The organism is Pseudarthrobacter linnaei, from assembly GCF_055412825.1.
In genome coordinates, this window is the sequence record NZ_JBVAYX010000013.1 from 67637 (window position 1) to 81218 (window position 13582).

General features: G+C 67.5%; 14 protein-coding genes and 1 pseudogene. 10 read left to right on the plus strand and 5 right to left on the minus strand.

Going from position 1 to position 13582, the window contains the following annotated elements; translation table 11 throughout:
• The first annotated feature begins 44 nt into the window (after positions 1-44).
• The 4 genes and pseudogenes from typA (at position 45) to ACZYZ3_RS12860 (ending at position 3400) form a co-directional block, all read left to right on the plus strand.
• A complete protein-coding gene (gene typA, locus ACZYZ3_RS12845; protein WP_463964202.1) occupies positions 45-1973 on the plus strand; it encodes a translational GTPase TypA in 1929 nt (642 codons plus the stop codon).
• A 55-nt stretch (positions 1974-2028) separates the two neighbouring features.
• Complete coding sequence (locus tag ACZYZ3_RS12850) at positions 2029-2385, plus strand: hypothetical protein (protein WP_463964203.1); 357 nt, start codon at positions 2029-2031, stop codon at positions 2383-2385.
• 344 nt (positions 2386-2729) lie between these two features.
• A pseudogene (locus ACZYZ3_RS12855) lies at positions 2730-2867 on the plus strand (type IV toxin-antitoxin system AbiEi family antitoxin domain-containing protein); the annotation flags it as partial.
• Between the two features lie 200 nt (positions 2868-3067).
• Positions 3068-3400, plus strand: a complete 333-nt coding sequence (locus ACZYZ3_RS12860) for an endonuclease domain-containing protein (protein ID WP_463964232.1) — start codon at positions 3068-3070, stop codon at positions 3398-3400.
• A gap of 268 nt (positions 3401-3668) precedes the next feature.
• Here ACZYZ3_RS12860 and ACZYZ3_RS12865 read toward each other — a convergent pair whose 3' ends face one another.
• Positions 3669-3914 carry a putative acetyltransferase gene (locus ACZYZ3_RS12865; protein WP_463964204.1) on the minus strand — a complete coding sequence of 82 codons (246 nt, stop codon included), beginning with the start codon at positions 3912-3914 and terminating at the stop codon, positions 3669-3671.
• 179 nt (positions 3915-4093) lie between these two features.
• Here ACZYZ3_RS12865 and fdxA point away from each other — a divergent pair, with 179 nt between their 5' ends.
• The 5 genes from fdxA to ACZYZ3_RS12890 all read left to right on the plus strand — a co-directional run bounded on the left by fdxA (position 4094) and on the right by ACZYZ3_RS12890 (position 8623).
• Positions 4094-4420, plus strand: a complete 327-nt coding sequence (gene fdxA, locus ACZYZ3_RS12870; protein ID WP_282384023.1) for a ferredoxin — start codon at positions 4094-4096, stop codon at positions 4418-4420.
• A 12-nt stretch (positions 4421-4432) separates the two neighbouring features.
• On the plus strand, positions 4433-5581 hold the full coding sequence (dapC, locus tag ACZYZ3_RS12875) for a succinyldiaminopimelate transaminase (RefSeq protein WP_463964205.1): 1149 nt from the start codon (positions 4433-4435) through the stop codon (positions 5579-5581).
• Between the two features lie 228 nt (positions 5582-5809).
• A complete protein-coding gene (locus ACZYZ3_RS12880) occupies positions 5810-7093 on the plus strand; it encodes a citrate synthase (protein WP_463964206.1) in 1284 nt (427 codons plus the stop codon).
• Between the two features lie 213 nt (positions 7094-7306).
• The gene (locus tag ACZYZ3_RS12885; RefSeq protein WP_463964207.1) at positions 7307-7954 is read left to right on the plus strand and encodes a TetR/AcrR family transcriptional regulator; all 648 of its coding nucleotides are present in this window, start codon (positions 7307-7309) and stop codon (positions 7952-7954) included.
• Between the two features lie 57 nt (positions 7955-8011).
• On the plus strand, positions 8012-8623 hold the full coding sequence (locus tag ACZYZ3_RS12890) for a hypothetical protein (protein ID WP_463964208.1): 612 nt from the start codon (positions 8012-8014) through the stop codon (positions 8621-8623).
• 29 nt (positions 8624-8652) lie between these two features.
• Here ACZYZ3_RS12890 and ACZYZ3_RS12895 read toward each other — a convergent pair whose 3' ends face one another.
• Positions 8653-9504: a hypothetical protein gene (locus ACZYZ3_RS12895; protein WP_463964209.1), complete on the minus strand. Its 852-nt coding sequence runs from the start codon at positions 9502-9504 to the stop codon at positions 8653-8655.
• Between the two features lie 67 nt (positions 9505-9571).
• On the minus strand, positions 9572-10582 hold the full coding sequence (dapD, locus tag ACZYZ3_RS12900) for a 2,3,4,5-tetrahydropyridine-2,6-dicarboxylate N-succinyltransferase (RefSeq protein ID WP_463964210.1): 1011 nt from the start codon (positions 10580-10582) through the stop codon (positions 9572-9574).
• Positions 10583-10733: 151 nt separating this feature from the next.
• On the opposite strand from dapD, the gene dapE reads away from it, so the two are divergent.
• Positions 10734-11885 (plus strand): succinyl-diaminopimelate desuccinylase, encoded by a 1152-nt coding sequence (gene dapE / locus ACZYZ3_RS12905; RefSeq protein ID WP_463964211.1) that lies wholly within the window; start codon positions 10734-10736, stop codon positions 11883-11885.
• Positions 11886-12063: 178 nt separating this feature from the next.
• On the opposite strand, the gene ACZYZ3_RS12910 is transcribed toward dapE, so the two are convergent.
• Together ACZYZ3_RS12910 and ACZYZ3_RS12915 are read right to left on the minus strand one after the other, a co-directional pair.
• The gene (locus tag ACZYZ3_RS12910) at positions 12064-12897 is read right to left on the minus strand and encodes an amino acid ABC transporter permease (RefSeq protein ID WP_463964212.1); all 834 of its coding nucleotides are present in this window, start codon (positions 12895-12897) and stop codon (positions 12064-12066) included.
• The gene (locus ACZYZ3_RS12915) at positions 12894-13544 is read right to left on the minus strand and encodes an amino acid ABC transporter permease (protein WP_463964213.1); all 651 of its coding nucleotides are present in this window, start codon (positions 13542-13544) and stop codon (positions 12894-12896) included. The genes ACZYZ3_RS12910 and ACZYZ3_RS12915 overlap by 4 nt, the downstream gene beginning before the upstream one ends.
• Between the last annotated feature and the right edge of the window lie 38 nt (positions 13545-13582).

Sequence of the window (13582 nt, forward strand, 5' to 3'; positions counted from 1 at the left end):
CGCGATACAACAGCTGACTTCACCACTGAATCGAGCAATAACGCATGTCTGAAACCACCACCAACACCGCGGTAGCCACTGCATCGCGCAGTGACCTGCGCAACGTCGCGATCGTGGCCCACGTTGACCACGGCAAGACCACCCTGGTCGACGCCATGCTCAAGCAGACCAACTCCTTTGCCGCCCACAACCACCTCGAAGATCGGGTCATGGACTCCGGTGACCTCGAGCGTGAAAAGGGCATCACCATCCTGGCCAAGAACACCACGGTGGCCTACAACGGACCGTCCTCCAAGGGCGAGACCATCACCATCAACGTCATCGACACCCCCGGCCACGCCGACTTCGGTGGCGAGGTCGAGCGCGGCCTGTCCATGGTCGACGGCGTTGTCCTCCTCGTTGACGCCTCTGAGGGCCCGCTGCCCCAGACCCGCTTCGTCCTCCGCAAGGCCCTCGCCGCGCACCTGCCGGTGATCCTGCTGGTCAACAAGACCGACCGTCCTGACGCGCGGATCGACGAAGTTGTGCACGAGTCCATGGACCTGCTCCTGGGCCTGGCCTCCGACCTCGCCGACGAAGTTCCGGACCTCGACCTGGACAAGATCCTCAACGTCCCCGTCGTCTACGCCGCCGCCAAGGTCGGCCGCGCCTCCCTCGAGCAGCCCGCCGACGGCTCCGCCCCGGAGAACGAGGACCTCGAGCCGCTGTTCCAGGCCATCATCGAGCACATCCCGGCACCGACCTACAACCCGAACGGTGTCCTGCAGGCGCACGTCACCAACCTGGACGCCTCCCCGTTCCTCGGCCGCCTGGCGCTGCTGCGTATCTACAACGGCACCCTGCGCAAGGGCCAGACTGTTGCCTGGGCCCGCGCCAACGGTGAACTGAAGAACGTCAAGATCACCGAACTGCTGGCTACCAAGGCGCTGGACCGCGTCCCGACCGAGTCCGCCGGCCCCGGCGAGATCGTCGCCGTCGCCGGCATCGAGGAAATCACCATCGGTGAGACCCTGACCGATGTCGACAACCCGCAGCCGCTGCCGCTGATCACCGTTGACGATCCGGCCATCTCGATGACCATCGGTATCAACACCTCGCCGCTGGCCGGCCGGGTCAAGGGTGCCAAGGTCACGGCCCGCCAGGTCAAGGACCGCCTGGACAAGGAACTGATCGGTAACGTCTCCATCAAGGTGCTCCCGACCGAGCGCCCGGATGCCTGGGAAGTCCAGGGACGTGGCGAGCTCGCGCTGGCCATCCTGGTCGAGCAGATGCGCCGCGAAGGCTTCGAGCTGACCGTGGGCAAGCCGCAGGTTGTCACCAGGCTCGTCGACGGCAAGGTCCACGAGCCGATGGAGCACATGACCATCGACGTACCGGAGGAGTACCTCGGCGCCGTCACGCAGCTCATGGCTGCCCGCAAGGGCCGCATGACCAACATGGCCAACCACGGCACCGGCTGGTGCCGCATGGAGTTCATCGTTCCGGCCCGTGGCCTGATCGGTTTCCGCACCAAGTTCCTCACGGACACCCGCGGCGCCGGCATCGCAGCCTCCATCTCCGAGGGCTACGAGCCCTGGGCCGGCCCGATCGAATACCGCACCAACGGATCGATGATCGCCGACCGCGCCGGTGTTGTGACGCCGTTCGCCATGATCAACCTGCAGGAACGCGGATCCTTCTTCGTCCGCCCCACCTCCGAGGTCTATGAAGGCCAGATCGTCGGCGAGAACTCCCGCGCCGACGACATGGACGTCAACATCACCAAGGAAAAGAAGCTCACCAACATGCGTGCCGCTTCCTCCGACACCTTCGAGAACCTGACGCCCCCGCGCGACCTGACCCTCGAAGAGTCGCTCGAATTCGCCCGCGAAGACGAGTGCGTCGAGGTCACCCCGGAATCCATCCGGATCCGGAAGCTCATCCTGGACGTCAACCAGCGCGCCAAGTCCAACCGCGCCCGCGCGAAGGTCTAGGTTCCGCGTTCTGCGCTGAAACCCCGGATCGTTTGTGAATAAGAGAGCTGCCGGCATGGCAGGCGGTATTGCCGCCGCCTTGCCGGCAGCTCTTTTTGCTGCCCTCGCCGGCACGATGCTGCACGGGCAGGACCTCCTGGTCGCCGGCGTCGAGGTGCCGTGGGGTGCCGCCGCCGCGCTGGTCCTGCTGGGCTCCGTTGAGCTGTGGCTCGGCGCCGCATTTCGTTCGGCCCTTCCGACGGCGGTCTGCGGCGCGCTCTGCTATGCGCTGGCCGGCTGGTGGTCCGCCCTGGGGAACGGAAAGCGCCTGATCGTCGGCGACCTGGCCGGGACCCTCTGGATCTACGGCATCGCGGTCGTCACCATTGGCATTCTGGCCTGGTGCCGGCGCTACCGCCCGTCCACGGCTTAGCCATCCCGCCTCCGCACCACCCCACCACCCCGCCGGGGGACATGCCCCTTCTCCGCGCTCCGCCCCGGGGGACATGCCCCTTCTTCACGGCCAAGGGTGGGCATAACGGGACTATGTCCATTTGCTGAACGCGCCGCGGGACATGCCCTTCTTCGCTCCGGCCGCAGCCGGGGACATGTCCCTTCCCGCGCGCCGCCCGCGGACATACCCATTGTTGACGGGGGACGTGCACGAGCCCGGACGCGGAACATGTCCCCACCGGCCCGGTCCGAAGCGCATGCCCTTGTGCACATAGCGCGGTCCGGCCCTGTTCCGGCCCGGAGCTTCGGCGCCACGATGTCCGCATGGTCAATGTCACCGAAGTACTTTCCAATTACGACGGCGTCGCCCGCGCCAAACACCTCGCTGCCGCGGGGGTCTCGGACTTTCAGCTCAAGGCCGCCCTGGCCAAAGGCGCCGTGTCCCGGGTGTCCCGCGGCGTGTACGCGGCCCCCGGAGCCGATGCCCAGCTCATCGCCATCCGGTCGCCACCCTGCTGGACACTGTTGTTCAAAGCCTGCGATGCCTGCCGGAACTCGACGGCCTCGTCATTGCCGAATCCTCTGTCGTCGTCAAAGGCCTTAGTCTTTCGGCGCTGCGGCAGCGTCTGGCCGGGCGCAACGACGCGAGGGAGCGCCGGCTGGTGGACAGGATCGTCCCGCAGTCGCAGTCCATCATGGAGTGCATCGCCCGGTACTGGCTCCGGAGGGCCGGGTTCCATGTGGAGTCCCAGGTCAACATCCCCGGTATGGGCCACCTTGACCTCATGGTCGACGGTCGGCTTGGCATTGAGACCGACGGCGCGGCCTTCCACATGGACCGGGCAAGCTTCGAAGAGGACCGGCGCCGCTGGAACGTCACCACCAGGCTCGGCATCCCCACGCTTGTGGTCAGCTACCCGCTGCTCCTGAACCGGCCCGATGAGTTCATCGCGATGGTCCGCGACGCGCTCAACAGCATCTCAGTTGCGGCCTAGTGCCGGACATGTCCTCCGGGGCGCGGTTCACGCTCATGCACCAGTCCAGCGTTCACAGCTACGGCAGGACATGTCCAACGTTCGCGGACCGGACACTGGGGGCATGTCCAGCGGGTGCCGCGGCCAATGGACATAGTGGCTATATGTCCATTGGCCGGGACCAGGGGAGGGCATGTCCACCGGGCGGGGGTGTCAGGCGGGCCGGGGCTGCCCAGGGCGGGGAGGTGTCAGGCAGGCGGGGTTGTGCCCGGGCGCGGGGCCGGGCGTCTCAGGGCTGCTGGCGAGGGACGCGGCGGGGCGGCGGGGGCGGGACCTGCTTGGCGGCCACCACCAGGGGAAGCGGGATCACGACGTCGGAGCGACGCGTGCGGATGGTGCAGCCGTCCCCGGTGCGCGCCACCAGCACGCCCAGGGCATCCGTCAGTCCGCCCTCGATCCGGTACCTGACCACCACCCGGGTGCCGGGCTCGACGGCGGCCAGGAACTCTTGGGGCGACGGCTTCGAGGAACTCACCCATTCATCCTAGGTCCGTGATCCCGGGCCGGTCGGATTCCAGTGCGGACCCGTGTGACGCCCGGCTAGGTTCGCGCGAACCGGCTGGGAGATAATAGGCTCAGAAGTCAGCAGCCCGGCGCTCAGGCCGGGAGCAGTTGTCCGGCACCCGCCGGAACCAGAGTGGAGAGGCCAGGGACGTGACGTACGTAATCGCGCAGCCGTGTGTAGATGTCAAGGACAAGGCATGTATTGAAGAGTGCCCCGTCGATTGCATCTACGAGGGTGAGCGTTCCCTGTACATCCACCCCGACGAGTGTGTGGACTGCGGCGCCTGCGAGCCGGTCTGCCCCGTCGAGGCCATCTACTACGAGGATGACACGCCCGAGGAATGGGCCGATTACTACAAGGCCAACGTGGAGTTCTTCGACGATCTCGGGTCCCCGGGCGGGGCCGCGAAGGTCGGCAACACCCACACCGACCACCCGATGATTGCCGCCCTGCCGCCGCAGAACCAAGAGAACTAAGGCGGGGCGTCGGTGACTTCTGCGCTGCGCAGCTTCGGCCTCAGCCTGCCAGACTACCCGTGGGAAGCCCTGGCGCCGTACATCGCCAGGGCTGCCGAACACCCCGGGGGAGTCGCGAACCTCTCCATCGGTACCCCGGTGGACGCCACCCCCGCGGTGGTGCAGGAGGCCCTGTGCGCAGCGGCCAACGCTCCCGGCTACCCGACGGTCCACGGCACGGCCGGGCTCCGGGAAGCCATCGCGGCATGGTTTGAACGCCGCCGCGGCGTGCCCGGGCTGGATCCCCAGGACATCATGCCCACCGTGGGCTCCAAGGAACTCGTGGCCTGGCTGCCGTTCCTGCTCGGCCTCAAGCCGGGCGACGTCGTCGTCCGCCCGACGGTCGCCTACCCCACCTACGACATCGGCGCCACCTTCGCCGGCGCGGAGCACATCGCCGCGGACGACCTGGATGAGCTCGACGCCGCCACCCGCGCCCGGGTGCGTCTGGTCTGGATCAACTCCCCGGCAAACCCCACCGGCAGCGTGCGCGACGCCGAATCGCTGCGCAGGATCGTCCGGCAGGCCCGCGAGCTCGGCGCCGTCGTGGCCTCGGACGAGTGCTATGCCGAACTCGGCTGGGGCGAATGGGACCTCCAGCGCGGCGGCTCCCCGGTGCCCAGCGTCCTGGACCCGCAGGTCGCGGAGGGCTCACATGAGGGCCTCCTGGCCGTGTACTCGCTGAGCAAACAGTCCAACCTGGCCGGCTACCGCGCCGCTTTCGTCGCCGGTGACCCCGCTATCGTGGCGAACCTGGTCAACAGCCGCAAACACGCGGGCATGATCGTTCCGTACCCGGTCCAGGAAGCCATGCGGGTTGCCCTTGGCGACGATGCCCACGTCCAGGCGCAGAAGGACCTGTACCGCGGACGCCGGGAACGGATCGTACCGGCCCTTGAACGCTTCGGGCTGACCATCCACGAATCCCGGGCCGGGCTCTACCTCTGGGCCACCGCGGGCGAACCCACATGGGATACGGTCGCCCGGCTAGCGGACCGCGGGATCGTCGTCGGCCCGGGTGTGTTCTACGGCGACGCGGGCAACGGATTCATCCGCGTGGCGCTCACCGCAAGCGATGAGCGGATCGACGCCGCCGCCTCCCGTCTGGCCGCCGGGGCGTAATAAAGTAGTGACACGTGCCACAACTGGCGCGTTTTGGGTAGTTCCGGATGGCCCCGGATTAGTGCCACCCGGAAACTGGCGGTACTTTTTAACTGACTATCAATGGTGGCTTTCCACAAGAAGGCAGCGCGGCCGTTGGAATCCGTGGCTAAAACAGGTTCCGTGGGCGGCTTCACCAGAAGTTGGACCAGCTTTCTACAGAGGCCCTGAGGCCTCAGAGGAGACTCCATGACTGAGACCACCAGCGCAACCCTGCGCCATGCCGGCGGGGAACTCGTACTCCCGCGCATCCAGGTTGTAGAAGGAAACGAAGGCTACGACGTTTCCAAGCTGCTGAAGCAGACCGGTGCCGTTGCCTTTGACCCCGGGTTTATGAACACCGCCGCAACCACCTCCGCCATCACCTACATCGACGGCGACGCCGGTGTTCTGCGGTACCGCGGCTACCCGATCGAGCAGCTCGCCCAGCACTCAAGCTTCCTGGAAGTTTCCTACCTGCTGATCTACGGCAACCTGCCGACCGCCACGGAGCTGGAAGCCTTCGACCAGCGGATCCGCCACCACACCCTGCTGCACGAAGAGCTCAAGGGCTTCTTCAGCGGCTTCCCGCGCGACGCCCACCCGATGCCGGTGCTGTCTTCTGCCGTGTCGGCGCTGTCCACGTTCTATCAGGACTCGCTGGATCCGTTCAACGCTGAGCAGGTCGAAGTCTCCACCTACCGGCTGCTGGCCAAGATGCCGGTCATCGCCGCGTACGCCCTGAAGAAGAGCATCGGCCAGCCCATGCTTTACCCGGACAACTCCCACAACCTCGTGGAGAACTTCCTGCGCCTGAGCTTCGGACTCCCGGCCGAGCAGTACGAGGTGGACCCGGTCGTCGCCAAGGCGCTGGACCTGCTCCTCATCCTGCACGCCGACCACGAGCAGAACTGCTCGACCTCGACGGTCCGGCTGGTTGGCTCCTCTAACGCGAACCTCTTCGCCTCCGTGTCCGCCGGCATCAACGCCCTCTTCGGCCCCGCCCACGGCGGCGCCAACGAGGCCGTGCTGAAGATGCTGCGCCAGATCCAGGCCGACGGCACCAAGCCCGAGGACTACATGGAAAAGGTCAAGAACAAGGAGGACGGCGTCCGGCTCATGGGCTTCGGACACCGCGTCTACAAGAACTACGACCCGCGTGCCAAGATCGTCAAGGCCACGGCCCACGAGATCCTGACGAAGCTCGGCGGCAACGACGAACTCCTGGAGATCGCCCTGCGCCTCGAAGAGAAGGCCCTGAATGATGACTACTTCATCCAGCGCAAGCTCTACCCGAACGTGGACTTCTACACCGGCCTGATCTACAAGGCCATGGGCTTCCCGGAGAAGATGTTCACCGTGCTCTTCGCGATCGGCCGCCTTCCGGGCTGGATCGCACAGTGGCGGGAAATGATCAACGACCCCAACACCAAGATTGGCCGCCCGCGGCAGCTCTACATCGGCGAACCGGAGCGCAACTACCCTTCCGTGTAGTCCCCACAGCAAAAAAGCAGCAACAAAAGTACGACGCCGGCCGCTCACCTCACGGGGTGCGCGGCCGGCGTCGTTCTCACGCGGCCGGCACCCGGATAGGCGGACCGCCCGGCGGGCGGCAGGCACATCGCGCGCACCGCCCATCGCGCGGCCGGGGGGCTGCCCGCCGGTGTGGCCCGCCGCCGTTCGGGCACATCCGTGCTAAAAAGACTAATGCCCAAATTTGTCGACGCCGCGTTGCGGCGCCAAGAAGTGGTCGAAGCGGTCTTCCGGATCGTCGCAGCAGACGGACTCGAACGGGCCTCGCTCCGCGAAGTCGCGGACGAGGCGGAGCTGGCGGTCGGATCGGTCCGGCACTACTTTGCCAGCAGCGACGAGCTCCTGGCCCACTCTTTCGGGGTCGTCGTGGACCGGATCGTCCGCCGGCTGGCGGCAGCCGATGAGCGCCTCGCGGAGGCGCAGCCTGGTACCCCGGAGCACCACGAGGGTGTCTTAACCCTGCTGGGTGAATTTCTTCCCCTGGACGAGGAGCGTGCCGTCGACGCCTGCGTCTGGATGGCATTCAAGGCCGCGGCCAGGACCAAGCCGTTCCTCGCCCCGGAAGCAGACCGGAGCCACCGCGCGGTGGCTGCGATCGTCGGGCGGCTCGTGATGGACCTGTCGTCCGGGGGCGCCGCGGCCGAGACCGACACAGCCCTGGAGCAGCAGCGCCTGGTCACCGAGGCGGAACGGCTGCTGGCCACCCTGGACGGGCTCACCCTGCACGCCCTGCTGCAGCCCGAATGGATGACCGCGCAGGTGTGCAGCGACGTGTTGGAGTCCCACCTCAACGGACTGGGCAGCTACGCTGGCAGGCATTAACGTGCGTTAACTTGGGGAATACACTGGAAACGTACGTCTTGCCAAGGAGGCAGTTGGATGCACCACACAGGCGGGCCGGGCTGGCGGATCACCATGGATACTTCGGGTCCCATGCTCATTGCACTGTACGTTCGCGACACCGCTGGCCTGGACACCGCGGGGCATCCGGCACTCTGCCACGCGGCCCCGAAGATCCGGCCCGCGGACCACACGCACCTGATTGCGGAGGTGGGCGGAGTCAGTGCGCTCAAGACGGAGTGGGAAGCCTGGTGGGAGCAGCTCCTCAAGGCGCATCCCGAGATGTCGCCGGAACTGGGGCCGCCGGGCTTCCGCGCCTTCAGTAATTCCCCGGCCCTCCGGCGTGTGATGCAGGCGCATTTCGGTGCGGCGCTGTCCTGGGCCCGGGAGCGCCGCGCTGACTACCTGGCCCTGGAGGCCGAACGTGAGGCCGCAGGCGGGGTGCAGCTGCTGCAGGACATGGTCGATGACCGGCTGCTCGAGGTGGGGCGCGCCGCCAATGATTTCAATTTGACCATCATCGAGCTGCCGCTGGCCGAGCCGAGGGCCTGGTATCTGGAGCCGGACAAGATCATCATGAGCTCGGAACTGCTGTCCCAGCCGGAACTGTTCCGCAGCTATGTGCAGCCGGTAGTGGATCTGCTGGTCTGAGCCCGCCCGGACTCACCGGAGACGTTCCGCTACTGCGTCGGCGCCGCGGCGACGGTGATCCTGACCTGTCCCGCCGGGACCTCGGAGGCCTGCCAGCCGTTGCGGTCCTGCCGCGTCCAGCTGCGCCCCTCCGCCTGGACTTCGGTGATGGAGAGGGCTTTGGCGTTGGCAACCGCCCACTGCGCCACGGCCCACGCCCGGTCACCCTCGGCCTCCAGCACGAGGGTGCCGCCCTCCGTGGACGCCGGGACCGCGTCAAAGGCGGAGATGAGGCGTTCCTGCACGGCGGCCGGGTCGCCGGCCGCGTCGGGGTCGCGCAGCCGGCAGTCGAGACCCGCGGCGGTCTGGCCGGTCAGCGACGAAGCGAAGGCACGCGCCATCGCCTCGTGCTGGGCGTAGGCGTCCGGGTAGGCGGAGCGCTGGACCCGCTGTGCGGCGTCGGTGATCTCCAGCGTCTGGTAGCCCGGGACCTTCACCAGGGCATCGTAGAAGGCGTTGCTAGCGTGGTACGGGTCCATCACCTGTTCCGTGGTGCCCCAGCCCTGCGAGGGCCGCTGCTGGAAGAGCCCGCGGGAGTCGGGGCCGGCCTGGTCCCCGTGGCCGATGTTCCGGATCTTGGACTCCTGCATGGCCGTGGCCAGGGCGATGCTCGCGGCCCGGGCCGGGAGCCCGCGGCGGACGGCGACGGCCGTAATGAGTCCGGCATTGGCCGCCTGGTCAGTGGCAAGCTCGGCGCTGCCGCCGCCCGCCGCTGTGCAGCGTTCGGTGATGAGGACTTCCGAGCGCTGCACGAACGCCACCGCGGTGTACACCCCGCCTGCCACCATGACCAGGGTGAGCAGCAGCACAACCCAACGGCGCAAGCTGCCTCTGCGTGCCACGAAACTACTCCCTCAGGCCCGTCCGGGGCCGGTTCATGCTGCTAACGGTTGGTTTGCGCACCCAACCTTAGTTGGCGTGCAGGGCCTCGTTGAGTTCGACGGTCTGGCCCTTGCGCGGGAGGACCTCCACCTCGCCGGTGGAGGAGTTGCGGCGGAAGAGCAGGTTGGGGACCCCGGAGAGCTCCACGGCTTTCACGATCCGGCTGGTGTCCTCGCCGTCGGCGTCTTTGGCCCCGACCACTCGGATGCGGGTGCCTGCCGTGACGTAGAGGCCGGCCTCGACCACGGAGTCGTCGCCGATGCTGATGCCGACACCGGAGTTGGCGCCCAGCAGGACACGCTCGCCCAAAGCGATCTTCTCCTTGCCGCCGCCGGACAGGGTCCCCATGATCGAGGCGCCGCCGCCGACGTCGGACCCGTCACCGGCGACCACCCCGGCGGAGATTCGGCCTTCCACCATGGACGCGCCCAGGGTGCCGGCGTTGAAGTTGACGAAGCCCTCGTGCATGACCGTGGTGCCCTCGGCCAGGTGCGCGCCGAGGCGGACCCGGTCGGCGTCGGCGATGCGCACGCCGGAGGGGATGACGTAGTCGACCATGCGCGGGAACTTGTCGACACCGTAGACGGTGACGGCGCCGCGCCTGCGCAGCCGGGCGCGGGTCAGTTCGAAGCCCTCGACGGCGGCGGGCCCGAAGTTGGTCCACACGACGTTGGGGAGCTTGCCGAAGATGCCGTCAAGGTTGATGCTGTTCGGCTGCACCAGGCGGTGCGAGAGCAGGTGCAGGCGCAGGTAGGCGTCGGCGGTGTCGGCCGGGGCCTCGTCGAGGTGGATCTGGGCGAACACGACCTTCTGCTCGGTGCCGCGGTCGGCGTCGGCGCCGGTCGCGGCGATATCGAGCAGCGACTGATCCGCGTTCGCGACGTCGCGGAGGCTCTCCGTTGCGGTGCCGAGGGCCGGCGCCGGGAACCAGACGTCCAGCACGGTGGCGTCCCCGTTGCCGGCGGCAATCGTGGCGACGCCGTAGCCATAGGCGGAGCGGGCGTCTGCGGGCACAGCGGAAGAAGCGGTTTCAGTCATGTCCCCAAGTCTATAGACGGCGCCCGCCCTCCCCGAAACCCGTGACAGCCCGGCCGGCCCGCGCGCAGAGCCGTTGTGTCGCGTTGAAACGCCCACACGTAAGGGTCAGGCGGGAGGGACGCCGGGGGACCGCAGCGGATAAAGTGGGACGGTGACTGCCCCGGACCTGAACTCACGCCCGAACTCCCGCCCCCACACCGCCCGCCTGGACCTCCGCCAGGACGTGGCGCTGCTGACCGCCAGGCTCATCGACATCTACAGCGTCTCCGGCGCGGAGACGGAACTGGCCGACGCCGTGGAGCATGCCCTCCGCTCCGTCCCGCAGCTGGAGCTGGTCCGCGACGGCGACTCGATCATCGCCCGCACCAACCTCGGCCGGGCCGAACGGGTCATCCTGGCCGGACACCTGGACACGGTGCCCCTGCCGACCACGGAAGGGTCCCTCGGGACCGTCCCGTCCTACTGGCCCTCGGGGTCGCCCGGCGAGGGCATCCTCTACGGCCGCGGTGCCACCGACATGAAGGGCGGTGTCGCGGTCCAGCTGGCGCTGGCCGCTGGGCTGTTCGACGGCGGCGCGGAGCCGGACAAGGACGTCACCTTCGTCTTCTACGACCACGAGGAAGTCGAGGCCGTTAAGAGCGGGCTCGGCCGCCTGGTGCGGAACCACGGCCACCTGCTGGGCGGGGACTTCGCGATCCTGCTCGAACCCACGGACGGGACCGTGGAGGGCGGGTGCAACGGCACCATCCGCTTCGAAGCGACCACGGTCGGCGAAGCCGCGCATTCCGCCCGGGCCTGGATGGGCAGCAACGCGATCCACGCCGCTGCGCCGATCCTGGCCCGGCTCGCGGCCTACGAGCCCCGGACCGTCAGCGTGGAGGGACTGGACTACCGGGAAAGCCTCAACGCCGTGAAGGTCAACGGCGGGACCGCCGGCAACGTCATTCCGGACCGGTGCGTCGTGGAAATCAACTACCGCTTCGCCCCGGACAAAACCCCGGATGAGGCGGAGCAGCATGTCCGGGACCTGCTGGAGGGATTCGACGTCGTCCGCACCGACAGCGCCGCCGGCGCCCGGCCGGGACTCAACCACCCCGCCGCGGCGTCCTTTGTCGCCGCGGTGGGGGCCGCGCCCAAGCCCAAGTACGGCTGGACCGACGTCGCGCGCTTCAGCGAACTGGGCATCCCGGCGGTGAACTTCGGACCCGGCGACGCGCTGCTGGCGCACAAGGACAACGAACACGTCGAGGCCGACGCGATCCGCGAATGCCTGCGGGTCCTGCGGAGCTGGCTCACGGCCTGACCCACGCAAAACAGCAGGGAAAACAGCAGGCGACGCCCGCAGGCAAAACGGCAGGCAGCAGGCAACGCCGCAGGTAGTACAACTCCCAACACAAAAGGTCCGGAACCCCTCGCGGGATTCCGGACCTTAGGTGCGTTCGGTGCAGCCTTGCCGGGGCGCAGGCTGCGCCGCGGGGGACCTACTTGACCGGGATCCCTGCGACCGGAACGTGCACGACGCCGCCGGCGGCCTTCTTGGAACCGCGCTTCTCGATCCAGATCGCGAGCCGGGAGACGGAGAAGTTGATGGCGATGTAGATCGCCGCCGCCACGAAGAACACCGGGAACAGGTAGTCCGGACCGAGGAAGTCGGCCATGATCTGCACTTTGCGCAGCAGTTCCTCGTAGGAAACGATGTAGCCGAGCGAGGTGTCCTTCAGCAGCACCACGAGCTGCGCCACGAGCGACGGCAGCATGCGCCGGATCGCCTGGGGCAGTTCGATGCTGCGCCGGGAGGCGAAGCTGGTGAGGCCGATCGCGAGGCCGGCTTCACGCTGGCCCTTCGGCAGGGACTGGATGCCGGCGCGGATGATCTCGGCAAAGATCGCCGAGTTGTACAGCACCAGGCCGGCGACGACGGCGGTGAAGGAACCGGTCGCGAACACCAGCAGGACGAAGAACATCATCAGGACCACGGGCATGCCGCGCAGGAATTCCAGCACGATCCGGGTCGGGATGCGGATCCAGGCGACGTCGGAGATGCGCATGAGGCACAGCACGAGCCCCAGCGGGAAGGCGATGACCGCGGCGACGGCCGCGGCCGTGAGGGTGGCGACGATGCCGTTGCCGATCAGCACCCAGACGTCGGGAATCTGGAAGACGGCCCAGCGTTCGGGTTCGAAAATCCCCTGCTGGGCAAGGACGGAGATAGCCCACCAGACCAGCCCGGCAATCGCAACGACGCCGACGATGGAGCCGATCAGGGAGACACGGCGGGCCTTGGGGCCGGGGACGTCGTAAAGGACCGAGCTCATCGGGCGATCGCCACCTTTCGTTCAACCAGGTTGGCGAAATAGCCAAGCGGGACGGTTATCAGCAGGTAGAAGAACGCGACGCCGACGAGGACCCACAGCACGGCGTCGCCGTTGGCGTTGGCAAGCTGGCGGCCGTAGCCGAAGAGCTCCAGGACGAAGAAGGCGCCGGCCACCGAGGAGTTCTTCACCAGGGCGATGAGGATGTTGATCATGGGCGGGATCACCGTGCGCAGGGCCTGCGGCAGGATGATCAGGGTGAGGACCTGGCTGAACTTCATGCCGATGCTGCGGGCAGCCTCGGCCTGTCCGACCGGGACGCTGTTGACGCCGGAGCGCACCGCTTCGGCGATGAAGGCCGAGGTGTAGGCGCTCAGTGCGATGATGGCGGCGACCTCGAACTGCTGGAACGTCACCCCAAGCCGTGGAAGGACCACAGCGGCGAAGAAGAACGCGATGGTCAGAGGGGTGTTCCGGACAATCTCCACGTACGTCATGCTGAAGCCGCGCAGGGCGGCAATGGGCGAGACACGGGCTGCTGCGAGCAGCGTCCCGAAAATCAGTGCGAAGATCCCCGAGACCACGGACAGGAAGAGGGTTCTGAGAAAACCGTCCACATATGCGGGAAGGTTTTCAATGATGACGTCCATAGGTTCCTTAGGCTGCCTTGCGGGAAGTGGAGTGGGAG